Below are 24710 nucleotides of genomic sequence, written 5' to 3' on the forward strand. Positions count from 1 at the left end.
GCACCCTGACGGGCGCGCAGTTCATGGCCCGGCATGAGGGCGGCGAGGCTTGAGCGGAACATTCAAGGAAGTGCCCCGCTTCCCACAATAGGATCAGTTGCCGCCAAACCTGATCCGCAAGCCGCCAGGGCCTTTCCGGAAAGCGCCTCCTGCCACCAAAGCCCTACGCCCCCGCGCGCACCAGCAGCACCACGGCACGCGCTTCCATGGCGGCGCCCTGCCCCACCGGCCCCATTTTCTCTGCAGTCTTGGCTTTGACGTTGACCTGGGCCTCGTCGATACCCAAGGCCCTGGCGATGCTGGCACGCATGGCGGGAATGTGTGGCGCCAGCTTGGGGGCTTGCGCAATCACCGTGCTATCGACGTTGTTCACCACCCAGCCCTGCTCTGCCACGCGGCGCATGGCCTCGGTCAGCAATACGGCCGAATTGGCGCCGCGAAAGCGTTCATCCGTGTCCGGAAAGTGCGTGCCGATATCACCCAGGCCCGCAGCGCCCACCAGCGCATCGGTAATCGCATGCAGCAAGGCATCGGCATCCGAATGCCCCAGCAAGCCCGCCGTATGTGGAATGGTGACGCCTCCCAGCACCAGATCGCGCCCTGGCACCAGCGCATGAATATCCCAGCCTTCACCAATCCGCATTGCCAACATCACGTACCTTTTTCATTCAAGTTTCAGTTAAATATTCCATGCATGCCCATCCCATGCGGGGCTTGCTTTTGAGGGCCTCATTGCCTGCAGCGCGCCATAGGCACCTCGGCAATCGGCCCTTATCCATCGCGCGCCGCGCTGCCAAAAATGACAGCAATCTGGCTCTCTCCTGCAGCCATGCGCTGCGTGAGCAAGGCCTCGGCCAGGGCAAAATCGTCTGGATACGTGATCTTGAAGTTAAAGCTGCTGCCCGCCACCAGGCGCGGGTGCAGGCCGGCGGCTTCAATGGCGCTTGCCTCGTCCGTCACATCCTGGCATTGCGCCAAGGCATCCAGCAAGGTGCCAATCCGGAACATCTGCGGCGTCTGCGCCAGCCACTTGTCGACACGCGGCAAGGTCGTGCTGACACGGCTTTGGCCATGCGCGTCAATCTTTGCGGCTTTGAGCGTGTCGGGCAGCGGCAGGGCCAGCAAGCCGCCCACGGCATCGCTTGCACATTCCTGCATCAGCTGCTCGATCTGACCGGGCTTGATGAGGCAACGCGCCGCATCGTGTACCAAAACCCAATCGTGGCGCTGCGCGCCTTGATCGAGCAGGCTGCGCAGGCCACCTGCCACCGTATCGGCACGCGTGGGGCCTCCACAGGGGCTGATCGCAAAGCCAGCGTGCGCGTAGCGCTGCAGAAAGTCATCACCGCTGCTCACCCCCACCAGCACGCCAGCGAGCGGCTTGACCGCCATGAAGGCAGCCAGGGTGTGCAACACCAGCGGCCAACCCGCCACCTTCTGGTATTGCTTGGGTACATGGGCCGGACGCGTGGCATCCACCGCACGCGCGCCCACACCGGCGCAGGGCAGAAAAGCCCAGTACCGGGCAATCACGTCGCGGCTTGCCTCGTCCAGCGTCTGCGTGGCCGCACCCGTGTCTGCGGGCAATGGCGCTGGCTGGGGAATCGCTGCAGGTGCGGCAGCGGGCACCACAGGGATCAAATCATTGCGGACAGACTGGTTCATGCGTCTATTTTAGAATGGTCCGGACTTTTGATTTGACGCACGGAGCCTGGGAAGGCTCTGCAGAACCCTCGCCGGATGGAATGGACGCGGATCGCCCAAGACCACGCTCAGGCCATGGCAGCGAGGTTTGCAGAGGCCCCCTTGGGCTTTCCGTGCTTTTGTTGTTCTGCTTCCCGCTGCTAGCCCGCTACCAGCGGGCTCAGCTGTTGTGAAGGTAGCCCATTCGCCAAGATGGGTTGTTGATACCATGGATCTCCCCAAACTCACCGCCGGCAAACGCTTCCAGTCCCCGATGCCGCCCGGCAGCGCCGACGCATTGCTGCTGGCGCGCCTGGCCGAGCGCGAAGCCTCGGGCAAGCGTGTCACCGCCATCGTCACGGCCGATGCGAGCGATGCGCATCGTCTGCAGGACGAGATGGCCTTTTTTGCGCCCGAGCTGCGCACCGCTCTTTTCCCGGATTGGGAAACGCTGCCGTACGACACCTTCTCGCCGCACCAGGATCTGATCAGCGAACGCCTGGCCACGCTGTGGCGCATCAGCCAGGGCGAGGCGGACGTGGTGCTGATCCCCGCCACCACGGCCCTGTACCGCCTGGCGCCGCCGTCCTTTCTGGCAAGCTATACCTTTGCCTTCCAGGCTGGGCAGAAGCTCGACGAGGCCAAGCTCAAGGCGCAGCTCACGCTGGCGGGCTACAACCATGTGTCGCAGGTGGTCAGCCATGGCGAATACTCCGTGCGGGGCGGGCTGATCGATCTGTTCCCCATGGGCTCGCTCGTGCCCTACCGGGTCGATCTGTTTGACGACGAGATCGACTCCATCCGCACTTTCGACCCCGATACGCAACGCAGCCTGTACCCCGTCAAGGACGTGCGCCTGCTGCCTGGGCGCGAGTTCCCCATGGATGACGAGGCGCGTGCGCGCTTTCGCAACCGCTGGCGGGAGCTGCTGGAAGGCGACCCGACCAAGAGCCGCATCTACAAGGACATGGGCAACGGCGTGGCCACGGCCGGCATCGAATACTACCTGCCGCTGTTCTTTGACAGCACCGCCACCGTGTTTGACTACCTGGGGGCACACGCCACCCTGGTGCTGCATGGCGATCTGGAACCCGCATTCCAGCGCTTCTGGCAAGACACCAAGGACCGCTACCGGCTGGTGCAGGGTGACCCCGAGCGCCCTGCGCTGCCGCCTGAAACCCTGTTCCTGACCGCAGACCAGTTCTACACCACCGCCAGGGAAACGGCCCAGTTTGCGCTGCGCCCGCAAGTGGAGGACGTGGAGGACGCAGCCGTTTTCCAGAAACTGGAAGACCTGGCCGTGGTGCGCGGCGCCGAAGACCCGCTTGCCAAACTGCAGCGGCACATTGCATCCGGCAAGGCGCGCACGCTGCTGCTGGCGGAAAGCGATGGCAGGCGCGAGAGCCTGCTCGATTTCTTCCGCGCAAGCGGCCTGAACCCGCCGGCCTTTGATTCGCTGGCCGAGTTCCAGCAGACCACGGACGAGAAGGTCGGCATCGCCACTGCTGCGCTTGCCAAGGGCTTTCGCTGGGCCGAGCAAGGGATTGACTTTGTCACCGAGACCGAACTGTTCGCCGCCACCGGCAGTGCGCGCCGCCGCCGCAGGCAGGAGCAGGCCAGCGATGTCGAGGCGCTGATCAAGGACCTGTCGGAGCTGAAAGTGGGCGACCCGGTGGTTCATGCCCAGCACGGCATTGGCCGCTACCATGGCCTCATCAACATGGATGTGGGCCAGAAGAACCCCGATGGCTCGCCCGCGCTGCAGGAGTTTCTGCACCTCGAGTACGCCGACAAGGCGGTGCTGTATGTACCGGTAAGCCAGCTCGCGCAGATCAGCCGCTATACCGGCGTATCGGCAGACGAAGCGCCGCTGCACAAGCTGGGCAGCGGCCAGTGGGAAAAAGCCCGGCGCAAGGCCGCAGAGCAGGTGCGCGACACAGCCGCCGAGCTGCTCAACATCTACGCCCGCCGCGCCGCGCGCGAGGGCCACGCCTTCCGCTACAGCCCGCAGGATTATGAGCAGTTCGCCAACGACTTCGGCTTTGACGAAACGGCCGACCAGCGCGCGGCCATCCACGCGGTGATTCAGGACATGATCTCGCCCCGCCCCATGGATCGCCTGGTGTGCGGCGACGTGGGCTTTGGCAAGACCGAAGTCGCGCTGCGCGCAGCCTTTGTCGCAGTGACCGGCGGCAAGCAGGTGGCACTGCTGGCGCCCACCACCTTGCTGGCCGAGCAGCACTACCAGACGCTGGTAGACCGCTTTTCCAAGTGGCCGATCAAGGTGGCGCTGGTGTCGCGCTTCCGCTCGGGCAAGGAAGTCAATGCCACCATCAAGGGGCTGGATGACGGCACGGTCGACATCGTGGTGGGTACGCACAAGCTCCTGTCGGAGAAGACCCGGTTCAAGAACCTGGGCCTGCTCATCATCGACGAAGAGCATCGTTTCGGCGTGCGCCACAAGGAAGCCATGAAGGCCATGCGCGCCGAGGTGGACGTGCTCACGCTGACCGCCACCCCCATTCCGCGCACCATGGGCATGGCGCTCGACGGGCTGCGCGATCTGTCCGTCATTGCCACGGCGCCGCAGCGGCGCCTGGCCATCAAGACCTTTGTGCGCAACGAAGGCACCGGTGTCATCCGCGAAGCCGTGCTGCGCGAATTGAAGCGCGGCGGCCAGGTCTACTTTCTGCACAACGAGGTCGAGACCATCGAGAACCGGCGCCAGAAGCTGGAAGAAATTCTGCCCGAGGCACGCATTGCCGTGGCCCACGGCCAGATGCCCGAGCGCGAGCTCGAACGCGTGATGCGCGACTTCGTGGCCCAGCGCTACAACATCCTGCTGTGCTCGACCATCATCGAGACCGGCATCGACGTGCCCAGCGCCAACACCATCATCATCAGCCGCGCCGACAAGTTTGGCCTGGCCCAGTTGCACCAGTTGCGTGGCCGCGTAGGCCGCAGCTACCACCAGGCCTACGCCTACCTGATGGTGCCCGACATGGAAGGCCTGACCAAGCAGGCGGCGCAGCGGCTCGAAGCCATCCAGCAGATGGAAGAGCTGGGCAGCGGCTTCTACCTCGCCATGCACGACCTGGAAATCCGGGGCGCGGGCGAGGTGCTGGGCGACAACCAGAGCGGCAACATGATGGAGATCGGCTACCAGCTGTACAACGAGATGCTGTCCGAAGCCGTGCGCAGCCTGAAAAACGGCAAGGAGCCGGACTTGCTCTCGCCGATGGCCGCCACCACCGACATCAACCTGCACGCCCCGGCCCTGCTGCCCAACGACTATTGCGGCGATGTGCACCTGCGCCTGTCGTTCTACAAGAAGCTGGCAACCGCCAAGACGGCCGACCAGATCGACGGCCTGCTCGAGGAAATCGTCGACCGCTTCGGCAAGCTGCCAGCGCAGGCGCAGACCCTCATCGACGTTCACCGCCTGCGGGTGCTGTGCGAGCCGTTTGGCGTGCAGAAGGTCGACGCGGCGCCGGGTGTGATCAGCATCAGCTTCCACCCCAACCCGCCCATCGACCCGATGACCATCATCGGCCTGATCCAGAAGAACAAGGCCATCAAGCTGGCTGGCAACGACAAACTGCGCATCGAACGCGCCCTGCCCGAGGTGAAGGACCGCGTGCAGATGGTGCGCGATGTGGTGCGCAGCCTTGGCAAGCCGCTGGCAAACACCCCCAGGACCGAAGGTGCAACGGCGTAGAGTTGGCACAGAAAATATAGCAATATGACCGCTGGCGCCCGTCCATTGGTCATCAGCACTCTTTTATTCATAGCAAATTCCTCCCAAGCCTGCCCCGGTGGCATCGATCCTCGTACCGCGCCACGGACAGCGCCTCTGGGTAGAATCAGCGCCAGACGCCCGCAGCGCCCAAGCAGCGGCCCCTCCACGAAAAACATCCACACCCATGACCGCCACGCCCCCGCCCGCCATCGAAATCAAAGGCACGCTTCCCTTCCACAAGCTGGCTGATTACAAGCTGATCGCGTTCGACATGGATTCAACCCTGATCACCATCGAGTGCATCGACGAGATTGCCGACATCACCGGCAAGAAGGCCGAGGTGGCAGCCATCACCGAAGCGGCGATGCGCGGCGAGATTACCGATTACAAGGAAAGCCTGCGCCAGCGCATGGCTCTCCTCAAGGGCGTGCCGATTGCCGACATCGAGCGCGTGCTGCAGGAGCGCCTGCAGCTGACCCCAGGCGCCAAGACCTTGATCGACGCTGCCCATGCAGCAGGCCTCAAGGTGCTGCTGGTATCGGGCGGCTTCACCTTCTTTGCAGACCATGTCAAAGCCCAGCTGGGCATTGATTTTGTGCGCGCCAACATCTTTGAAGTGCAGGATGGCAAGCTCACCGGAGGCCTGGTGGAGCAAAGCTGGGGCGACATCTGCGACGGCGAGGAAAAGCGCCGCACGGTGCTGGGCCTGGCATCGCTGATGGGCATTGCACCTGCCCAGGTGATTGCCGTTGGCGATGGCAGCAACGACCTGCCGATGATGCGCGAGGTGGGCCTGTCCGTGGCCTACCATGCCAAGCCCCGCGTACGTGCCGAGGCCAAGGTGGCCATCAATCAGGGCGGTCTGGATCGATTGCTGGAAGTGTTTCCATAAACTCTTCCATGTCCAGCCGCAGGCCCAGCTCGCGGCTGAGCAGGTCATGCAGCTGGCGCGGGTCGATGGGCTTGTGCATCAGGGTGGCGCCCATGGTATTGGCCAACTGCAACCGCCCCGGCGCTGTATCGCCCGTCAGGATGATGTAGTGCGGCAGGTGCGTCTGCCATGGCGGGTAATGGGCAATCGCTTCGCGCATCGCCATCACCACCATGCTGCCGTCTTCGGTTTTTGACAGCCGCAGGTCGGTCAGCACCACATCGAACGGGCGGCTTGCGCTGTCCTGCGCACGCCGCAGCAGGCGCTGTACCTGGCCAACGGTTGCCGCACTCGCCACTTCGCACTGCCACTGCTCCAGCATGCTTGACAGGCCAATGCGCACCAAAGGCTCGTCGTCCACTACCAGCACCTTCATGCCCGCAAGCGGCTCATACCCCGCATCGTCGGCATCTTCCCACAGGCCCGACACCAAGCCATAGCCGCCTGCAGGCGCGGCCTCGGCCACCAAGGCGACGCGGAATACCGAGCCCTTGCCAAGCTGCGAAGACAGCGTCACCTGCACGTTCAGAATGTCTGCCAGTTCCCGCACGATGGCCAGCCCCAGGCCGAGCCCTTTTCCACCGGGCCCATGGTCTTCACCGACCTGGCGGAATTCCTGAAAGATCAGTTCATGGTGGGCGGGCGCGATTCCCAGGCCTGTATCCCACACTTCAATGCAGCGCTGCAGGCCGCGCTTGCGCACTGCCAGCAGCACGCCACCCTGGTCGGTATAGCGCAGCGCGTTGGAGACCAGATTGCGCAGCAGCATGAAAAGCAGCGACTGGTCGGTGTAGACCCAGTCCTCGCTGTCCCGCACCCGGAAAAGCAGGCCCGCTGCATCGGCCTGCGGGCCAAACTCCTTCTCCAGGCGGCGCAGAATGCCGGCAATGGCCACCGGCTGGAGCTTGGCGTCCAGCACACCGGCTTCGATGCGCGAGTAGTCCATCAGCGTATCGAGCATCTCGCGGCTTGCGGCGCTGGCCGCGCGCGCGTGCTCCAGCACGCTCGCCTGCGGTGGCGTCAGGCCTGAGCCGCGCAGGGTTTCCAGAAACAGGTTGAGTGCCTGCACGGGCTGGCGCAGGTCATGGCTCACGCCGGCAAGGACGCGGTTCTTGTCGTGCACCGCATTCTGCGCATGGCGGGCATGGTCGCTCAGGTGTTTTTTGTACGATGCAATGGCATGCGCCAGCTGATCAATCTCATCGCCATGCAGATCGGGCGCGGCGTGGATTCCGCCGAACTCGTCATCGCGCACTTCGCGCTGCAGGCTGACAATCCGCCGCGACACCGAGGCATCCATATAGATGCCGGCGGCGATCACGATCAGAATCAACGCCGTCACCAGCCAGTTGAGGCGCTCCTGCTGGTTGGCCACGTCGCTCGAGAGCTGGCGCCCTCGCTCATTGAGTTCGCGGCGCAGGTCTGCTGCCACATGGCTGGCCAGCAAGGAGAGCTTGGTGGCGAGCGCCTGGCTTCCCGCCACCAGCGCGTCGGTCTGCATCGCTGCCTCCCCATTGACCGAAGGCTCGAACACCGCCCCGCTCAATTGGCCCACCTTCACCCGAAGCGCCTCGCGCGCGGTGACCAGTTGCGGCCCCAGATCGCGCAGATCGCCACTGGCCACCAGTTCGGTCACCAGCTTGTCCAGCCACAGCATGCGGTCAGTCAACTCCATCATGTTCAGGCGCCGTTCGCTCTGGCTGTTGCTCTGCCCCACCAGGCGCGCATAGCTTGCCACCATCTCGCTTTGCTGCATCAGCCGGGTGCTGGCAACCAGTTGTTCCATCTCGACGTTCGCCAGGCGCCGCACTTCGTGGTCAGTCCGCTTGAGCCCCCGGATCGCAAATACAAAGACCAGGGCAATGCCCAGCGCCACCACCGTCAGGATGATCAGCAGCCTGGCAGTGACCGAAGGCCTGGCAAGCTTCAAGGAGCGGGACATGCGTGTGCACCCATGAACACCTGGCAGGTAAGACATGCCTGCGCGCAGCGGCCCGAAAGCCCCGCCTGGCAACGCCCGCCTTCACGACCTGGCTGCGGAGATTTTAAAAACATGGTGATTCGCGCTTCTGTTCATTGGGTTGCATTGAAACCCTTCCCCTCCGATACCCATGGGCACCAATCGCTCCATCGCTCTCCTATTGAAAGCGCTTGCAAGGGCTGCATGGCTTCACTCAGTTCTGCCAACGCAGGTTCTCTATCGCAAAGACGGGGACCGGGCAGTGCTCCCACATGCCTGTCAGTTCGCGACGGATGAAATTTCGCTCGGGCCGCAACTGGATGAAGAGGTTGACCGCATCCTCGGTGATCTGGCGCTGTGCCTGCCCCAGCTGTTCGTTGCGTTCAGCGTCGCTGCGCGCGGCGCGGACCTTCTCCCAGATTTTCTTGAAGGCGCGGTTGTCATAGTTGAAGTAGTAGCCGCTGCGGGCGTAGATGTTCAGGTCCATGGGCTCGACGTGCATGATGACGGTCATGTCATAGTCCTTTTGCTTGAAGACCTTGTCCAGCCAGGTCGGCCAGTCCATGGTCACGATTTCGACCTGGATGCCGATGGCCTCCATCTGCCGGGCCACGATCAGGCTGCCATAGCGCCCATAGTCCGTGGGCGGCAAGGCCAGCTTCAACACCGTACCCGGCGCGACTCCGGCTTCACGCAGCAATGCCTTGGCGCGCTCCACGTCATAGGGGTAGCGGTTCACCAGGTTCACGTACGCAGGGTGAAATGGCGAGAAATGCGAGCCGATGGGCACGGCCTGGATCAGCGGCCCATAGATGCCATGGTATTCACGGCGGTCGATGGCATGGCTCAGTGCCCGACGTACGCGGACGTCATTGAGCGGCGCACGGGCATTGTTCAGCGCCACGATCTGCTTGCCCTCGACGCCGCGCGAAGTCATCACGTAGTCGGACCGCCCCGCGAAGGCGCCGGTCAGCCGCGTCACGCTGCTCAGCACATCAATGCGCCCTTCAGCAAGCATGCTCTCCGTCTCGAACGAAGTGGTCATGAAAAGGAACTGCGCCTCGCGTATCTGCGGTTTCTGGGAGTTCCACCAGGAATCATTGCGCACCAGGCTCACCGAATGGCCGCGCTTCCACGGCTGCACCCTGTAGGGCCCTGTGCCCACCGGTCGTGTGGCATTGGTGTCGGCCGTATCGGGATGCACCATGACGGCGCCCGGCAGCGCCAGCGCATAGGGCAGCAGGCTGTCGGGCGCGGTCAGGTGAATGCGCAGCCTCTGTTCATCCACCGCCTCGACCGACGCGACCTTGTCGAACCACTCGAGGTAGGCATTCATGCCTTTCATCTTCATCATGCGCTGCAGGCTGAAGACTGCAGTATCTGCATTGAATGGTTTGCCGTCGTGGTAGAACACTTGCTTGCGCAGCTCGAAGTCGACCGTCTTCCCATCCTTGCTGACCTGCCACTGCGTTGCCAGCCGAGGACGCACCTGGCCTTCCCCGTCGATGAAGGTCAGGCCTTCGTAGACGTTGGCATAGGTGATTTCGCTGGCCGTCCCTGCGCTGGTCGTGGTGATGTCCAGCGACGGAGGCTCCAGCTGGATGCCGATGCGCAGACTGTCCGAGCCTGCCCAGGCAGGCAGCAGCCCCAGCCAGCACACCAGCCCCAACAACCATGGCCGCCATTGCTGCCATTGCTGTCGCAACAGGCTGACAGGCCCCTGGCCCAAGCATCCTGCCGGGTGTCTGCGCTCAACTCCAGTGCCTTGCTCCGCCATACTGCATTCCTCCTGCCCATCGCTCGCCCCCCTGCTGCATGGGCTGGCGCTTGTGTCTACTTGATCGGCATGGCCGGCAGAACGCCACTGCGCTGCGCGTTCAACACGGCCTGGGTACGGGTTTCAGCGCCAAAATGCTTCAGCACCGATGCCACCTGGTTGCGGATGGTGTGCTCGCTCAGGCCAAACTGCCTGGCGATCGCCTTGTTGCTGTAGCCCTTGGCCAGCATCTTGAGCACTTCGTACTGGCGCACCGGTAGTTCGCTCTCCCCGTGCGCCAGCGGTGGCACGGTACAGAGGTTCACGGGTTTGCTGCGGCTGACCGGCTCCATCCCCGGGCTCCTGCGCAGCCAGTGCTGTACCTGGGCGCATATGGCATCGGGTTGCATTGATTTGGACATGAAGCCCGATGCGCCCTGGCGCACTGCGTCCTTCATCAGCTCCGGATGGTCATGGCCGGAGAGCATCACCACGAAGGCACGCGGCCAGCGCTTGCGCACGTGGTCAATGCCGGCCAGTCCATCGCAGCCGGGCATGCTGATATCCAGCAATACCAGATCTGCCCAGCACTGCAGTGCGACCGCTTCCTCCACGGAACTCGCCTCATGGATATGGGCCTGCACCATGTCGCTGGTGGACAGCATCATCCGCAGCCCCTTGCGGAACATGGGGTGGTCATCAACCAGCACAACCGATGGCAATGGAAGCGTCATGTTCACCCCTCGTCTTTCTCTTTTGATAATTTTTTGGCGCAAACGCATACATGTCGTTACCTTACATCCAAACCAATCCGTAACCAATAGTTCATTTGTACTAATTCCCATCGGGCAATGTTTTCGCCATCAATTCGAGCAACTATAAAAATTAACAAGCAATTGATAAATATATAAAAAGCAATCAAATTGAACCATTGATTCCATGCGGCCTAACCGATTTTTCTCGCCGTGACCTAGTACATCTTAACTATTTACGATTGTTCACCAAAAAATGACGATGCAGCCATGCGAAGGCATTGCTGCGATGCGGTCAATGCACTCGCACTTCCATCCGTCTGGCTTGCAGCAGGCGGATCCACCAATGCGAGGACGACATGAAAAAAACCACCACCTATCTGGCCGTTGGCTTGCTGACGGCAACCGCCCAGGTCCATGCACAGGGCTGGCTCGGAGAATCCGTGCCATGGCAGTTCCAGACCAGTGCCGACCGTGCCAACCGTGCCTTGGTCAATGACCTGGTAGAAAAGAAAAAAGGCGGCTACTACGACGCCTTCAAAAGCACCTACATCACCAACATCGAGCGGCAGGTCAACTGCAACTTCCAGCCCACCTCGGCTGGCAACAGCAGCGCTGCCGACCAGGCCAACAACGTGGCCTCGCCAGTGACCAATGCTTCGTCGGGCACCAGTGCCAGCAGCACCGGCAGCTCCAGCGAGAGCCGCGACAACCTTGGCCGCGGCGGGGTTTCCAACAACAACCAGAGCAACTCGGGGCCCATCACCAGCGGCGTACAGGGCAGCCCTTCGACCACCACCACGGCACCCATCAACAGCGATCGCTCCAACGGCCAGCAGGACATGCAGGTCGCGCAGAACAACAGCGGCAACCAGACCACGAACGTGAACGGCAGCTCCGCCTGCCAGTTCAGCTCCAGCGGTGCCATCAACTAAGCGCGGCGGAGGACACCATGCTCACACTCACCAAGCACACAGGTCCCGCACTGCAGGCGGGGCGCAGCAAAGTCCTGCCTCTGTCCACCCTGGCGTCCGCCTTGCTGTTGGGCGGCTGCGCGCTGCCCACCTACCAGCAGGTGCAGATGGCCGAAGGGGAAGCCGCTGTCATGCAGGGCCCCGGACCGCGCCACAACGGCACCCCGCTCGACGGCGTACTGGCCTGCATGTCGCACCGCATCGTCGCGCAGCAGGGCGGAAGGGCCCCCCTGTCCGTGGCCGTCGGCGACATCAAGGACTACACGGGTAAGTACTCGCAGGGCGATGGCAATGTCGTCACCCAGGGCGGTGCATTGATGGTCTACTCGGCGCTGGGCAAGCTCGGCGGCGCGATCGACGTGCGGGAGCGCTTCGACACCCGCGTGGCCGAGCTGGAGCTGGCCTACACCGACCGGCGCCAACTGGGAGACGGCAACTCGCATGCCCTTGCCGACGACAAGGGCCAGCGCGCCGTGCCCTGGCTTCCGTACTACGGTGGCTCCATCCTCAAGTCCGACTACTACATCATCGGCGGCCTGACCGAGGTGAACTACAACATCCAGTCGGGCGGCATCGAGGCCCAGGTCAACCAAATCGGTCCGCGCTACCGGGTCTTCACCATGAATGTGGGTGCGGACCTGCGCATTGTCGAGACCCGGACCTTGCGTGTGGTGCGCGCCGTCAGCCTGCAAAAGCAGATCGTGGGCCGGGAAATCGGTGCCGGCATCTTCCGCTTCTTCGGCAGCAACCTGTTCGACATCAACGCCGGCAGCAAGGATCTGGAGCCCGTGCAGTTGGGCGTGCGCACCACGCTGGAGCAAGGCGTGCTCGAACTCATCAGCACCATCACCCAGACACCGGCAGCACCCTGCATGGAAAAACCCGGTACTGCCGAGCAGGCGAAGGCCACCGCCGCCGTACCGGAAGAGCCTCCTCCAGCTCCCGCTCCGGCCCAGCCCACTGCAGTTGCTCCGCAAGCCGCAGTGGCCACCGAGCCGCTGCAGGAAAGCACAACCGCTGCGCTCACTGCGCTGGATGTGGTGTTCGAGGAAAACTCCAACCGCATTGCACAGCAATCGGCTACTGCGGCTGAAACCGTCTCGACACGCCTGCGCGCCGGTCAGGGCGTGCGCATCGCCTTGCTCGCTCGCGAGCGCGAAGCCGACCAGAACCCCACCCGCCGCGACGAGTTGACTGACGCGCGCATTCAGGCCTTTCGCGGCCTGCTGGCACAGCACGGCGTACCGCCAGATCAGATACGCGTCACCTGGCGGCCATCACCGGGCGACAACACCGTGCATCGCTATGGTGCCGGCTACCGGCTGCTGACAAAACTGCAGGTAGCCCCCTGAGGCCTCACAGCATGTGGATAGGTATCAGAAACATGGCTGATGGCGCCCTATTCAAAAGCGCTTGAGGCCAATTTCACCCCTTTTTTCAAGAGTTCTTCCCCAGCCACGCTCCATTTTTTCCAAGGAGAGCACCATGTCACGTCACACCACATCCCCATCGCGCCGCCTTCCTCGGCACCATCTGGCGCCCCTGGCCGCAGCCGTGGCCCTGCTGAGTGCTGCCTTAGGAGCGCAGGCGCAGATCATCAGCGCCGGCTCCCCAGCCGTCATCAGCGCCACGCCAACGCAGAGCAGCGGCGGCCCGGTCACTGCCATTGGTGGCGGAAGTCTGGTTCTCGGCACCCTGGATCCCGTCACCACCAACAACAGCGATAACAGCATTGGCGCCAGCGCCCATGGCAACGAGCACCAACTGGCATCCGGGGCCACGGCAGCGCTCACCATCACGAGCCAGGCCGGAGCAACCAATCCTACGGTGGCAGCAGTCCAGGCAGTCACGGGTGCTGTGACCGCCAATACCACCAACACCACCGTCGGCATCGACACTACGGGCACGGCCAATGCATTGGCCAATACGGGCAACCGCATCGGCTCTACCGCCAATGTCAGTGGCAACAAGGTCCTGTCACAGGCCACCGGCAACTCCGACGTTGCCACGATGGCCATCAGCGCCCCGACGCTGACGCTTGGCACGCCGGCCATCGCGGGTACCGTGCAGGCAGTGCAAAGCGATATCTCGGCCAACAACAATACCAACCTGCTTGGCGCCAATATCCAGCCCCGCAGCGGCAGTTGGACAGGATTGAGCGTCAACGTCTCAGGCAACGCAGCAGATACCGATGCCACCGCCAACCAATCCAAGACCGGGATTGCCGTCTCCTCGCCGGCAGATCTCACCATCTCGGCCGCAGGCGTGCTTTCGAGTGGCGTGATTCAGGTACAGACCGGTACCACCAAGGCCATCAGCAACGTGAATACGTTGGGCACCGTGATTCAGGGTTCCCCTTCCATCTTCACTCCAACACCCAGCCCATCAGGCAGCAGCTTCAACACCAGCGGAAACCAGGCGACCGCGTCGGCACAAGGCAATCAGCAAAGCAACCACATCGCGATGGATGCGGGCACTGTTCAGCTTGACGTCGCGCTGCCTGCAAATGCCAACTCCATTCAAAGCGCCTCTGGCAGCACCCAGGCACAAAGCAACGTAGGCATGCTGGGTGTCAACAATCTGGCCACCAACTCGTCGGACAACCAGTACATCGTCAACGGCAACACCGTGGGCGCCAGCGCCAGCGGCAACTCCGGCAGTACAGGTGTTTCCGTTCTGGCCGACAGCAGCATCACCGGCCCTGCCGGCCCCACAGCCATGGTGAGTGTGGGCAATGCCCAGAGCTTTACCGGCACAGGGGTGAGTGCCCTTGCCAAAGTCACGCAGCTGGGGTCTTCGGTGGCGCCATCGGCTCTTGGCAACTCCAGCGGCGATACCCAGACCATTTCCGGCAACAAGGTCTCCACTTCGGCCCAGGGCTCGGATGCCACCAATACCGCCAGTCTGCAGGCAAGCGGCAGCATCGACAACACCGGCGCCACGGTGAACAGCGTCCAAACCCACCTCAGCGGCAATGTCTGGGCCACCACCGAAGTGACGACCTTGGGCAGCCGGGCGCTCTTTTCTCAGGACGGCAGCCAGACGATAACCGGAAACAGCCTGCTGGCGACCGCCCAAAGCACCCAGGCAAGCAATGCCGTCACCATCACAGGCGGCACGCTCGACATGACTCCCGCTGCCATTGCCAGCACCCAGACACACACCGCAGGCAATACCAGCGCTACCGTGGACGTAGCGCAGCTTGGCAGTGCCCGCACCACGCTGGGGCTCGTGCCGATCAATATCTATACCCGTGACCAGCAAACGGTGAGCGGTAACAACCTGACTGCCATCGCCAGCAGCCAGACCGCCAGCAATCAGGCAGCCATCACTGGCACCAGCCTGGACAATGCCGGTGCGCTCATTGCCAACTCACAGATCCACCTCTCAGGCAACGTCAGTGCCACGGTCGCAAACCTCAACCAGACCAGCCCAGCCCCCACACCAAGCCCAACCATGACGATGGTGGGCGTGAGCGGACTGTCGCTGTCCGGAGGCCAAAGTGTTGTGTCGGACAACAAGGCCAATGCAGATGCCAACATCAATCTGGCCGCCAATGCAGTCACGCTGAAAAGCGATACCAGCATGAACGGCCCGGGCACCGGTGCAGTTGTCGGCAACGTGCAGGAAGCGCAGGCGGGCAATGCCACTTCGCTGGTGCGCGTGGACTTCGGGGTGTCGGGCCTGCGCTCGGGCGGGCATGAAGCCATCGTCTCGGACAACAGTGCCAGCGCCAGTGCCAGCCAGAACCAGGCCATCAATACGATCAGCCAGAAGGCCGGAACCAGCCTGAACGGGTCGCAACTGCTGCTGGGCAGCGACCAGAAGGCCGCAGGCAATACCAGTGCCACCGTTGCCACCAATCTGCTGACCGGCGCGGGCGCAGGCAACGGCGGGGCCACTACCGTCAGTGACAACCAGGCAAGCACCAGTGCGCGTGCCAACGTCGCCAACAACGTGATTGCTCTTGACTCGACCACCGCCACCGGAGGCCTGACAAGTCTTCTGTCGAACCTGCAGACCAATGGTGGCCAGGTCAGCGCCAACACCAGCATGACGATCGGCGTGCAAGGCGCGCTGGACACCGGGGCCGTCACCGTCTCTGGCAACGCGGTCGATGCGCTGGGAGCAGGCAATGCCGCGCTCAACAGCATCAACGCTGCGGCAGGCACCGCCTTCAACGGCAACAGTGCCAACCTGTTGAACACGCAGACCAACAACGGCGCCATCACCGCCACTGCAGCGCTGAACGCTCCCGCTGGCCAGCCCATGGTGAGTGGGGGTGCCAGCGGCTCCAATCTGCTGAACAACACGGTCACAGCCACGGCCTATGGCAACAATGCGGTCAACCAGATCAACATTGTCGCCCTGCCCGGTCAATTGGCTGCCAGCACCAACCTGACCTCGACGCAGATCAACACCGGTGCGGTGACCGCTACCGCCGGTGGAAATATCAGCAGTGGTGGCGTGTCGACTGGCAACAATATCTCCGGCAACCGCATCAGCGCCGTGGCCGTGGGCAACAACGCGGTGTCGTCCATGACACTGGGCGTGAAATAAGCGGCACCCTCACTGCCGCCCGGGCGGACGCATCGTCCCTCGCCGTCCGCCCTTTTGCCCACCACCGGTGGGCTCTTTTGCCTCTGCCTTGCTCAGGACAGCCGGTGATTTTGCGCGGCATCCGAAGCAGCGCAGAAGCACCATGCCCTACAATCAACTTCAGCTTGCGCTACCCAGAACGAATAACCAAAGCGCAGCCTCCTGGCCACTGTTTCTGCTTGCAACGCAGCTTGATATCCGCAGTGGCTGCCCTTATCTCTCCAGAGTCAGCAAGGCACTGCTGTTGCAGCCCGTCATCTGCTTGGCTGTTTTTCTTGAATGGGACACTTGTGAATTCTTCGTTTCGTACATCCGCCTGCGTGATCGCTTTGACCGTTGCCGGCCTCGTGCTGCCAGGGCTGGCCCACGCCAAGCGCATGGGCGGTGGTTTCAAATCGCGCCCTGCAGCTACGCAGAAGGCCGCGCCTGCGCCTGCAGCCACGCCCGCTGCCAATACAGCAACCAAGGCAGCGCCTGCCCCCGCGGCACAAACGCCAGCCGCTACCAATTCTGCAGCAGCAGCGACGCCAGCCACTCCTGCCGCAGCCGCCCGCCCCAGCATGATGGGCACCATGGGTGCCGCAGCCGTGGGTGCTGTTGCAGGCACCATGGCAGGCAGTGCCATGGCCGGAGCCATGGGTGGCGACAAGGCCAAGGAAGAAGCCGCCGCCAAGCAAGCCGAAGCCAAGAAGGCAGAAGCCGAGGCAGCCGACTTGCAGAAGAAGGCCGATGAAGCCAAAGCCAAGGCAGAAGCCGCACGCGCTGCCGCCAAGTAAAGAAGCCCGCTCAGGCCGTGCAGCCTGATGGTTCAAGAACAAAAGCCCGCAATGCGGGCTTTTGTTTTTGTTATGGAGCGATGAAAAAGACCCGCCCCCCCACGCAGCGCGTCAGCCTCCAAGGCGCTGCCAGCAACCGCTCAACGCTTTGGCTCCGGCAATTGCTCGGCCAGCGCGGCACGCAAGGGCCGCAGCAGCTCGCCCAGGCCGTTGTGGTCGATTTCATGCATCAGCGCCAGCAGCCTGCCCAGATCGCCCTTGGGAAAGCCTTCGCGGGCAAACCAGTTCAGATAGTTGCCGGGCAAATCAGCAATCGCGCGGCCCTGGTACTTGCCAAAAGGCATGGCGGTGGTCAGCAGGCGCAGCAACTGTGCAGGATCGAGGCCTAAGGCATTGGCAGAAGTCATGGCAGCAAGCATAGCGGAGCGAAACTGCGTCAATATCATATAAAGACATTAATCCTTATAACCAAATCTCTTTATATTCTTTGGACGAGGCTTTTTTTGCCGCTAGACTTGGCACCCATCTTGGTTCAGTCCCATCAAGAAAGACTTCATGTGTTGCCGGGGCTGGTCTTTTTACTATTGCAAAACACCATGTTCAAAAAAACGCTTTCCGTTCTCGCCATCGCGGCTCTGGCCGTGTCTGCCCACGCTGCCGACGTGGTTCTGAAAGTGGCTGCGACGCCCGTGCCGCACGCCGAAATCCTGAATTTCGTCAAACCCAAGCTCAAGGCTGAGGGCGTGGACCTGCAGGTCAAGGAGTTCAGCGACTATGTGCAGCCCAATGCCGCCGTCGAAGACAAGCAGCTCGATGCCAACTTCTTCCAGCACCAGCCTTACCTCGACAGCTACAACAAGGATCGCAAGAGCAGCATCGTGGCCGTTCCCAATGGCAAGGTGCACGTGGAGCCCTTTGGTGCTTACTCCAGCAAGATCAAAAATATCAAGGACTTGAAGGACGGGGCAACCATTGCCATCCCCAACGACCCCTCCAATGGCGGCCGCGCCCTGCTGCTGCTGCAAAAGCATGGCCTGATCGAGCTCAAGGACGCCACCAAGCTCACTTCGACCCCGCTGGACATTGCCAAGAACTCCAAGAAGCTGAAGTTCAAGGAACTGGAAGCGCCCCTCCTGCCGCGCGCACTGGCGGACGTGGATGTGGCCCTGATCAATACCAACTACGCCATTGAGGCCAAGCTGAACCCGACCAAGGACGCCCTGTTCATCGAAAGCTCGGATTCGCCCTACACCAACATCATTGCCGCCCGTGCCGATCGCGCCAACGACGAAACCATTGCCAAGCTGACCCGCGCCCTGCACAGCGAAGATGTGAAGAAATTCATCCTGGAAAAGTACAAGGGCGCCGTCGTTCCTGCCAACTGAACTGACGCCAGCATCCGCTTGCGGCGACAAAACTATGATTCCGACAAGGATTTAGCTGCCGTTAACAATGCTTGCATTGACCGCTGATTACAAAAGGCACTCATTGAGAGTGCCTTTTGTCTTGGTGGCTCCTGTAACATGCAGGGTCTGCGAAGGGCGATAGCCCCATTGCACCCCGATTCCGCGATTTCTCCCTCTGTATGTCCAAACTCATCGTGCACGGCGGCACACCCTTGCAGGGCCGCATCATTCCCTCGTCCAACAAAAACGCCGTGCTGCCCGTGCTATGCGCCACCCTGCTGACCAGCGAGCCGCTGGCCCTGCATGGCGTGCCAGACATCACAGATGTGCGCAAGATCCTCGATATCTTCGAGAAGCTCGGCTCCAGCGTTGAGATGGACTACCAGACGGGTGAGCTGAAGCTGCACCACCGCGACACGCATTTCGACGCCTGCAAGCACCACCTGCCCGAAGAGATGCGCTCGTCCATCATGCTGGTGCCGCCGCTGCTGGCCCGCTTTGGCGTAGCGCGACTGGAGGACAACGTCAAGGGCTGCACCCTGGGCGTGCGCGAGATCGATCCGCATATCGAGGTATTCCGCCGTTTTGGCGGGCGTGTGGAGCACGGCGAAGGCTCGCTGATCGTGCGTGCCGACGAGAAACTGCACGCTACCCAGCACTGGCTGGATTACGCATCCGTCACCACCACCGAGAACTTCGTGCTGTGCGCAGCCACGGCACAGGGCACTTCGGTGCTGACCAATGCGGCCTGCGAGCCGCACGTGCAGGAGTTCTGCCGCTTCATGGCCATGCTGGGCGCGCAGATCGAAGGCATCGGCACTTCGCGCCTGACGGTGCATGGCGTGCAGAAGCTGGGTGGTGGAGACTTCCACTTCGAGGAAGACTTTCACGAAATCACCACCTTCCTGGCGCTGGGCGCCATCACCGGTGGTGACGTGCAGGTGCGCAACCGCACGCCCGACAACTTCCCGCTGATCGACCGCACCTTTGCCAAGTTCGGCGTGCAGATCGAACACAAGGACGGCTGGTCGCGCGCCATCCGCACCGGCCCGCTCAAAGTCGAAACACCCTTCACCCGCAATGTGCTCACCAAGGTTGAAGCCGCTCCCTGGCCCTACTTCCCGGTCGACCTGCTGCCTATCTTCATCGCCCTGGGCGTGCGCGCCGAAGGCAATGCCATGTTCTGGAACAAGGTGTACGACGGTGCTCTGGGCTGGACGGGCGAGCTGTCCAAGTTCGGCGCCCACGTCTTCTCGTCCGACCCGCACCGTATCGTGACCCTGGGCGGCAACCCGCTGAGCCCCGCCGTGGTCGAGAGCCCCTACATCATCCGCGTGGCCATCGCCTTGTTCATGGTGGCCGCCAGCATCCCCGGCCGCTCCGAGATCCGCAACGCCGCCCCCATCAAGCGCGCGCATCCCCGCTTTGTTGAAAACCTGCAGAGCCTGGGCGCCAAGGTAGAATGGGCTGGCGAAAACTAAAGCTACACTTTAGATAGCAAAAAGCGCCTACTGCATCTGCGGCAAGCGCTTTTTTATTGCCCTCTCCCGGCAAGAAGCCCCATCAGACGACAGCCTGCGCATCTCCTGCAGCCTTCTGCGGCACGGGTGCTGTGGCAGGTGCTGGCCTTGATGTGAGCGCGCTGCCCATGGCCGCCACCATGATGGCGCCGATAGCCGACCACTGGACCGGACTCAGATGTTCCCCGAGCACCAGCATGCCGGCAATCGCCGCAATGGCAGGTTCTGTGGCCAGCATGGTCGAGAACGTACCGGGTGACAGCCGCTTCAAGGCAAACATTTCGAGCGAATACGGGACCGCACTCGACACGGCGGCCACAGCCAGCCCGTACAGCAGGATCGAAGGGCTCAGAAGCTTGGCGCCCGCCTCGGCAATGCCGAACGGCACCACCACGAATGCAGCGGCCAACAGCCCCAGCGACACCACCATGCCGCCATGCATATGGCCGGCCCGCTTGCCCAGCACGATGTAGCCGGCCCAGCAGGCGGCGGCAATGCCGGCATACAGCAGACCCAGCGGATCGAGCTGCCCCACCTGCACGCCGAACATCGGCAGGATCAGCAGCATGAACAACCCCGTGGCCGCCAGCCCCAGCCAGACAAAGTCCAGCCAGCGCCGCGATGTGAGCACGGCCACGGACAGCGGCCCGATGAACTCGATCGCCACCGTCACTCCGAACGGCAGGCGCTTGATCGCCATGTAGAACAGCAGGTTCATCAAGCCCAGCACTGCGCCGAAGATGGCGATCTGCCGCAGATGGGCACGGTTTGGCCCAAACCGCCATGGGCGCCAGATGGCCAGCAGCAGCAGCGCCGAAAACCCCACCCGCAGCGCCGTGGTGCCCTGCGCACCAACGACAGGGAACAAGTGCTTGGCAAAGCTGGTGCCCAGGCACAGAGATGTGACCGAAGCCAGAACCGCCACCGATGGCAGCACGCGCTGCCCCAAGGAATTTTGCATGGACGAGATAATATTGCGAAGCTGCCAAGTAAATTGCGCAAAATTGCACTACAACATGCAACTTCCACTCTGTCCGCCCTGGCAATGTGAACCTCGCCGATGAAAGCCGATCTCGACCCCTTTGACTGGGCCATCCTGGCCATTCTGCAAAGGAACAACCTCACCCCGCAACGCGAAATTGCCGAACGGGTGCATCTGTCGCCCGCCGCCGTGCAGCGGCGCATTCGCCGCCTGCAGGACAGCGGTGTGATCGCGGCCAATACCGCCCAGCTCAACCCCGAAGCCGTCGGCCGGCCGCTGACGATTCTGATCGAAGTGCAACTGGTCAATGAGCTCGATGCGCTGACCGCCGGATTTCGTGCCCGCGTGGCGGCCGAGCCCGCCGTGCAGCAGTGCTACAGCACCACAGGACACACGGATTACCTGCTCGTCGTCACGGCCGCCGATATGCAGGAGTACCAGGCCATCACCCAGCGGCTGTTCGGCGGCGACCAGAACATCCAGCGCTTCACAACCTCCATCGCCCTGGCCACCTTGAAACGCAGCCTGCAGATGCCACTGCCCGGTTGAGCCGGCCTGGCCTGTATCCGGCGCTTGAATCTGCTATTCAAAACATAGCGAATCAGGCTGATCAGCTGAGCACCGAGGCCCCATCAAGAGGTCTATTCGCAAGCTTTTTTCCCAAGGCGGCAGCTTTCGCCCGCACCCTGCCAGGCATTGCATTTGGCCTTCTCACCACCATCTACTTGCTATCTGTAGCAGGCGGGCAGAAGCCTCCTGCGCTCTCTTCAAGAGGACGCGCCATGCAAGACAACCACCCCACCATCATCCTCAGCGCCCAGGCCTTGGACCAGCGCCTGCCGGGCATCGATCCGTTCATCTTCGGCATGTACCACCAGGACCGCTATCCCGCAGGCAATGGCCAGTTGGGTCCCGGGCAGGCGTTGCTGCAAGGCCGCGAGATCGGCATGGATTTCAGCGGCAAGGACGGATTCAGCATGTACCACGGCGAGCAGGTGCCGGGCTTTCCTGCGCACCCGCACCGGGGGTTCGAGACGGTCACCATCGTGCGCAAGGGCCTGGTGGACCATGCAGACTCCCTGGGCGCCACCGCCCGCTATGGCGAAGGTGATGTGCAGTGGCTCACCACCGGCTCGGGTGTGCAGCATGGAGAGATGTTTCCCCTGGTGCACGAGGACAAGGACAACACGCTCGATCTGTTCCAGATCTGGCTGAACCTGCCTGCCAAGAACAAGATGGCGCCGCCCGATTTCACCATGTTCTGGGCGCATGACATTCCGCATGTGCGGCAATCCGATGCCCAGGGCCGCCAAAGCGAGGTGGAAGTGATCGCGGGCGATTACGTACCCGTTCACTCAGGCGCTGGCGACCGCCCGACGCAGGCGAGGGCGCTGGCACCGCCCACCCATTCATGGGCCAGCGAGCCGGGGGCCGATGTGGCGATCTGGATCATCCGCCTGGAGCCCGGCGCCAGCCTGGTGCTGCCCGCCGCCAGCAGCCAGGCGCGCCGCGCACTCTATCTGACAACAGGCTCGACCTTGACGGTGGACGGCCAGCGCTTTCACCAGCCGGTAATGGTGGAAGTGCTGCCCGATCGCCCTGCACCGCTGCGCAACGACGGCAACGAAGTGGTCGAAGTGCTGATGCTGCAAGGCAAGCCCATTGGCGAGCCCGTGGCATCTCACGGCCCGATTGTGATGAACACCCAGCAGGAGGTCGTTCAGGCGGTGCATGATTTTCAGCGCACCCAGTTTGGCGGCTGGCCCTGGCCCAGCCATGCCCACACCCATGGCACCAGGGGCCGGTTTGCCCAGCATCCCGATGGCCGGGTGGAAACGCCGCAGGTTTGAAGAGCCGCGACGGCCGAGAAGAAAACAAAAGAACCCGCCATTGGCGGGTTCTTTTTTCCTGGAAACCAGTGCAGTGGCGACAGGTCAAAATTGGCTTTTATCAAGATCGCGAGCTATGCAGCGATCTGATCCAGTCCGCCATACACCCACCAAGCCAGGGTCAGCATCATCACGCCGGTCAGCCCGTCAAGAATGCGCCAGGAAAGCGGATTGGCAAACAGCTTCTGCATGCGTTTGCCCGCATGTGCCAGGGTGACGAACCAGGTAAGGCTGGCACAGGCTGCTCCCAGTACAAACACCCATTTGAGCATGCCGTCCTGGCGTGCGCCGATGGAGCCGACCAGCACCACCGTGTCCAGGTATACGTGCGGGTTGAACAAGGTGATGACCACCAGCGCGCCCAACACGCTCCAGAGGCTGCGGCGGGCTGCGGCCGTGGTCTTCTGGGCAGCGCCGCCATCGGCGTTTGCGCCCAAAGAAGCATCAGGCGCCGTCACCATGCGCCACAGCGCCATCAGGCCATAGGCGAGCAGAAAGACCGCGCCACCCAGGGTGAGGTAATAGGCCAGCTTGGGTGAATCGCCCAGCACCTGCGCCATGCCAGCCACACCGATACCGATCAGCAGGGCATCGGCCAGCACGCACCAGGCCACGCAGGCTCGGATGTGCTGACCATTGACGGCCTGGCGCAGCACGTACAGGTTCTGCGCGCCGATTGACACGATGAGGGACAGACAGACGGTAAAGCCTGCCAGCCAGGTAGAAGTCATTGTTGTAGTCCACATAGGCGGCGATTGTGCGCTGCCGCAATAATTAAGTAAAATTAAATAATCTGAATCATATGAAGTGATGCTAAATGCTGGACTACCTGGGATTGGCAGCCCTTGCCGCCGTGGTGCGCGAAGGCAGCTTTGAGCGCGCCGCCAAGAAACTGCATGTCACGCCCTCGGCGGTGTCGCAGCGCGTCAAGCAGCTCGAAGAGCGCACCGGCCAGGTGCTGGTGCAGCGCGGCAACCCCTGCACCGGCACCGAGGCGGGGCGGCGCCTATGCCTGCATCTGGAGCAGGTGGCGTTGCTGGAAAACGAGCTGCGCCGCAGCAACCCCGATCTGCTGCCCGAGGCGCCGGTGGCACCCACGCTCAAGCTGGCGGTGAATGCCGATTCGCTCTCCACCTGGTTCATGGACGCGATGGCAGAATTCACTGCGGACGGCAATGAACTGCTCGATCTGCGCATCGATGACCAGGACCACACGGCGCAGGCCCTGCGCGAGGGCGCCGTGATTGGTGCGGTCACCGGCACCAGTAGCCAGATCCCCGGTTGCAACAGCTGGCCACTGGGAACCATGCGCTATGTTGCCGCTGCCAGCCCCGGCTTTGTGGCACGCTACTTTGCAGACGGGGTGACCGCAGAGGCGCTGGCCCGGGCCCCGATCATGACGTTCGACCGCAAGGATCGCCTGCAGGACCAGTGGATGCAGGCCCACGGCCTGGCCTCGCGCAACAGCGGGCCGCGCCATTTTCTGCCGTCCAACTATGGCTACGTGCGCGCCTGCGAGATCGGCATGGGCTGGGGCATGCATCCGGAGGTGCTGATTGACGAGCAGTTGGCGCGCGGCCGCCTTGTGCCCCTGATTGCAGGCACGCCGCTGGATGTGCCCCTGTTCTGGGCCTTGCCGCGCAGCGCGCAAACGAGCCTTGCGCGGCTGACCGACTGCGTCATGCGGGCGGCAGCAGAAGTGTTGACGCCCGCCTGAACAGCAGCGGCAGTATCGAAACTGTA

19 protein-coding genes are annotated in these 24710 nt (G+C 62.7%); 11 read left to right on the forward strand and 8 right to left on the reverse strand.

Annotation, left to right across the window (positions count from 1 at the left end):
- Positions 1 to 163 precede the first annotated feature (163 nt).
- Positions 164 to 652, reverse strand: coding sequence for a 2-C-methyl-D-erythritol 2,4-cyclodiphosphate synthase (gene ispF / locus ACH2DG_RS13725; protein ID WP_395026791.1), 489 nt, complete (start codon positions 650 to 652; stop codon positions 164 to 166).
- 119 nt (positions 653 to 771) lie between these two features.
- Positions 772 to 1665 carry a 2-C-methyl-D-erythritol 4-phosphate cytidylyltransferase gene (locus ACH2DG_RS13730; RefSeq protein ID WP_395026793.1) on the reverse strand — a complete coding sequence of 298 codons (894 nt, stop codon included), beginning with the start codon at positions 1663 to 1665 and terminating at the stop codon, positions 772 to 774.
- A gap of 247 nt (positions 1666 to 1912) precedes the next feature.
- Between ACH2DG_RS13730 and mfd the strand changes: the two genes are divergently transcribed.
- Together mfd and serB are read left to right on the forward strand one after the other, a co-directional pair.
- On the forward strand, positions 1913 to 5401 hold the full coding sequence (gene mfd / locus ACH2DG_RS13735; protein ID WP_395026794.1) for a transcription-repair coupling factor: 3489 nt from the start codon (positions 1913 to 1915) through the stop codon (positions 5399 to 5401).
- A 205-nt stretch (positions 5402 to 5606) separates the two neighbouring features.
- Positions 5607 to 6314 (forward strand): phosphoserine phosphatase SerB, encoded by a 708-nt coding sequence (gene serB / locus ACH2DG_RS13740; protein WP_395026795.1) that lies wholly within the window; start codon positions 5607 to 5609, stop codon positions 6312 to 6314.
- Here serB and ACH2DG_RS13745 read toward each other — a convergent pair.
- The 3 genes from ACH2DG_RS13745 to ACH2DG_RS13755 all read right to left on the reverse strand — a co-directional run bounded on the left by ACH2DG_RS13745 (position 6271) and on the right by ACH2DG_RS13755 (position 10803).
- Positions 6271 to 8295, reverse strand: coding sequence for a hybrid sensor histidine kinase/response regulator (locus ACH2DG_RS13745; protein ID WP_395026797.1), 2025 nt, complete (start codon positions 8293 to 8295; stop codon positions 6271 to 6273). The genes serB and ACH2DG_RS13745 overlap by 44 nt on opposite strands.
- Before the next feature lie 232 nt (positions 8296 to 8527).
- Positions 8528 to 10090, reverse strand: a complete 1563-nt coding sequence (locus ACH2DG_RS13750) for an ABC transporter substrate-binding protein (RefSeq protein ID WP_395026798.1) — start codon at positions 10088 to 10090, stop codon at positions 8528 to 8530.
- Positions 10091 to 10146: 56 nt separating this feature from the next.
- The gene (locus ACH2DG_RS13755) at positions 10147 to 10803 is read right to left on the reverse strand and encodes a response regulator (protein ID WP_395026799.1); all 657 of its coding nucleotides are present in this window, start codon (positions 10801 to 10803) and stop codon (positions 10147 to 10149) included.
- 377 nt (positions 10804 to 11180) lie between these two features.
- On the opposite strand from ACH2DG_RS13755, the gene ACH2DG_RS13760 reads away from it, so the two are divergent.
- The 4 genes from ACH2DG_RS13760 (at position 11181) to ACH2DG_RS13775 (ending at position 17170) form a co-directional block, all read left to right on the forward strand.
- Entirely contained in the window at positions 11181 to 11756 is a 576-nt protein-coding gene (locus tag ACH2DG_RS13760; protein ID WP_395026801.1) for a hypothetical protein, read from the forward strand.
- Positions 11757 to 11773: 17 nt separating this feature from the next.
- Positions 11774 to 13147, forward strand: a complete 1374-nt coding sequence (locus tag ACH2DG_RS13765) for a CsgG/HfaB family protein (protein ID WP_395026802.1) — start codon at positions 11774 to 11776, stop codon at positions 13145 to 13147.
- A gap of 133 nt (positions 13148 to 13280) precedes the next feature.
- Positions 13281 to 16355 (forward strand): beta strand repeat-containing protein, encoded by a 3075-nt coding sequence (locus ACH2DG_RS13770; RefSeq protein WP_395026804.1) that lies wholly within the window; start codon positions 13281 to 13283, stop codon positions 16353 to 16355.
- Positions 16356 to 16684: 329 nt separating this feature from the next.
- Positions 16685 to 17170 carry an ABC transporter substrate-binding protein gene (locus ACH2DG_RS13775; protein ID WP_395026805.1) on the forward strand — a complete coding sequence of 162 codons (486 nt, stop codon included), beginning with the start codon at positions 16685 to 16687 and terminating at the stop codon, positions 17168 to 17170.
- Between the two features lie 140 nt (positions 17171 to 17310).
- Here ACH2DG_RS13775 and ACH2DG_RS13780 read toward each other — a convergent pair whose 3' ends face one another.
- Positions 17311 to 17577 (reverse strand): DUF3820 family protein, encoded by a 267-nt coding sequence (locus ACH2DG_RS13780; RefSeq protein WP_395026806.1) that lies wholly within the window; start codon positions 17575 to 17577, stop codon positions 17311 to 17313.
- A 189-nt stretch (positions 17578 to 17766) separates the two neighbouring features.
- Here ACH2DG_RS13780 and ACH2DG_RS13785 point away from each other — a divergent pair, with 189 nt between their 5' ends.
- Both ACH2DG_RS13785 and ACH2DG_RS13790 read left to right on the forward strand, forming a co-directional pair.
- Positions 17767 to 18555 (forward strand): MetQ/NlpA family ABC transporter substrate-binding protein, encoded by a 789-nt coding sequence (locus ACH2DG_RS13785; RefSeq protein WP_395026807.1) that lies wholly within the window; start codon positions 17767 to 17769, stop codon positions 18553 to 18555.
- Positions 18556 to 18755: 200 nt separating this feature from the next.
- The gene (locus tag ACH2DG_RS13790) at positions 18756 to 20057 is read left to right on the forward strand and encodes a UDP-N-acetylglucosamine 1-carboxyvinyltransferase (protein WP_395026808.1); all 1302 of its coding nucleotides are present in this window, start codon (positions 18756 to 18758) and stop codon (positions 20055 to 20057) included.
- Positions 20058 to 20139: 82 nt separating this feature from the next.
- On the opposite strand, the gene ACH2DG_RS13795 is transcribed toward ACH2DG_RS13790, so the two are convergent.
- The gene (locus tag ACH2DG_RS13795; RefSeq protein WP_395026809.1) at positions 20140 to 21057 is read right to left on the reverse strand and encodes an EamA family transporter; all 918 of its coding nucleotides are present in this window, start codon (positions 21055 to 21057) and stop codon (positions 20140 to 20142) included.
- Between the two features lie 99 nt (positions 21058 to 21156).
- Here ACH2DG_RS13795 and ACH2DG_RS13800 point away from each other — a divergent pair, with 99 nt between their 5' ends.
- Both ACH2DG_RS13800 and ACH2DG_RS13805 read left to right on the forward strand, forming a co-directional pair.
- Positions 21157 to 21627: an Lrp/AsnC family transcriptional regulator gene (locus ACH2DG_RS13800; protein WP_395026810.1), complete on the forward strand. Its 471-nt coding sequence runs from the start codon at positions 21157 to 21159 to the stop codon at positions 21625 to 21627.
- 233 nt (positions 21628 to 21860) lie between these two features.
- Positions 21861 to 22928 carry a pirin family protein gene (locus ACH2DG_RS13805; RefSeq protein WP_395026812.1) on the forward strand — a complete coding sequence of 356 codons (1068 nt, stop codon included), beginning with the start codon at positions 21861 to 21863 and terminating at the stop codon, positions 22926 to 22928.
- A 113-nt stretch (positions 22929 to 23041) separates the two neighbouring features.
- Here the strand turns inward: ACH2DG_RS13805 and ACH2DG_RS13810 are convergent, their stop codons facing one another.
- Positions 23042 to 23713: a LysE/ArgO family amino acid transporter gene (locus ACH2DG_RS13810; RefSeq protein ID WP_395026813.1), complete on the reverse strand. Its 672-nt coding sequence runs from the start codon at positions 23711 to 23713 to the stop codon at positions 23042 to 23044.
- 71 nt (positions 23714 to 23784) lie between these two features.
- Here ACH2DG_RS13810 and ACH2DG_RS13815 point away from each other — a divergent pair, with 71 nt between their 5' ends.
- Positions 23785 to 24684, forward strand: coding sequence for an HTH-type transcriptional regulator ArgP (locus tag ACH2DG_RS13815; RefSeq protein WP_395026815.1), 900 nt, complete (start codon positions 23785 to 23787; stop codon positions 24682 to 24684).
- The last annotated feature ends 26 nt before the right edge of the window (positions 24685 to 24710 follow it).

Origin of the sequence: Comamonas odontotermitis (assembly GCF_040396735.1) — a bacterium.
Lineage (GTDB): Bacteria > Pseudomonadota > Gammaproteobacteria > Burkholderiales > Burkholderiaceae_C > Comamonas > Comamonas odontotermitis_C.

What these genes read in the sequence shown, in the direction of transcription:
- ispF (WP_395026791.1), bottom strand. Translation starts at nt 652, where the DNA reads ATGTTGGCAATGCGGATTGGTGAAGGCTGGGATATTCATGCGCTGGTG.
- ACH2DG_RS13730 (WP_395026793.1), bottom strand. Translation starts at nt 1,665, where the DNA reads ATGAACCAGTCTGTCCGCAATGATTTGATCCCTGTGGTGCCCGCTGCC.
- mfd (WP_395026794.1), top strand. Translation starts at nt 1,913, where the DNA reads ATGGATCTCCCCAAACTCACCGCCGGCAAACGCTTCCAGTCCCCGATG.
- serB (WP_395026795.1), top strand. Translation starts at nt 5,607, where the DNA reads ATGACCGCCACGCCCCCGCCCGCCATCGAAATCAAAGGCACGCTTCCC.
- ACH2DG_RS13745 (WP_395026797.1), bottom strand. Translation starts at nt 8,295, where the DNA reads ATGTCCCGCTCCTTGAAGCTTGCCAGGCCTTCGGTCACTGCCAGGCTG.
- ACH2DG_RS13750 (WP_395026798.1), bottom strand. Translation starts at nt 10,090, where the DNA reads ATGGCGGAGCAAGGCACTGGAGTTGAGCGCAGACACCCGGCAGGATGC.
- ACH2DG_RS13755 (WP_395026799.1), bottom strand. Translation starts at nt 10,803, where the DNA reads ATGACGCTTCCATTGCCATCGGTTGTGCTGGTTGATGACCACCCCATG.
- ACH2DG_RS13760 (WP_395026801.1), top strand. Translation starts at nt 11,181, where the DNA reads ATGAAAAAAACCACCACCTATCTGGCCGTTGGCTTGCTGACGGCAACC.
- ACH2DG_RS13765 (WP_395026802.1), top strand. Translation starts at nt 11,774, where the DNA reads ATGCTCACACTCACCAAGCACACAGGTCCCGCACTGCAGGCGGGGCGC.
- ACH2DG_RS13770 (WP_395026804.1), top strand. Translation starts at nt 13,281, where the DNA reads ATGTCACGTCACACCACATCCCCATCGCGCCGCCTTCCTCGGCACCAT.
- ACH2DG_RS13780 (WP_395026806.1), bottom strand. Translation starts at nt 17,577, where the DNA reads ATGACTTCTGCCAATGCCTTAGGCCTCGATCCTGCACAGTTGCTGCGC.
- ACH2DG_RS13785 (WP_395026807.1), top strand. Translation starts at nt 17,767, where the DNA reads ATGTTCAAAAAAACGCTTTCCGTTCTCGCCATCGCGGCTCTGGCCGTG.
- ACH2DG_RS13790 (WP_395026808.1), top strand. Translation starts at nt 18,756, where the DNA reads ATGTCCAAACTCATCGTGCACGGCGGCACACCCTTGCAGGGCCGCATC.
- ACH2DG_RS13795 (WP_395026809.1), bottom strand. Translation starts at nt 21,057, where the DNA reads ATGCAAAATTCCTTGGGGCAGCGCGTGCTGCCATCGGTGGCGGTTCTG.
- ACH2DG_RS13800 (WP_395026810.1), top strand. Translation starts at nt 21,157, where the DNA reads ATGAAAGCCGATCTCGACCCCTTTGACTGGGCCATCCTGGCCATTCTG.
- ACH2DG_RS13805 (WP_395026812.1), top strand. Translation starts at nt 21,861, where the DNA reads ATGCAAGACAACCACCCCACCATCATCCTCAGCGCCCAGGCCTTGGAC.
- ACH2DG_RS13810 (WP_395026813.1), bottom strand. Translation starts at nt 23,713, where the DNA reads ATGTGGACTACAACAATGACTTCTACCTGGCTGGCAGGCTTTACCGTC.
- ACH2DG_RS13815 (WP_395026815.1), top strand. Translation starts at nt 23,785, where the DNA reads ATGCTGGACTACCTGGGATTGGCAGCCCTTGCCGCCGTGGTGCGCGAA.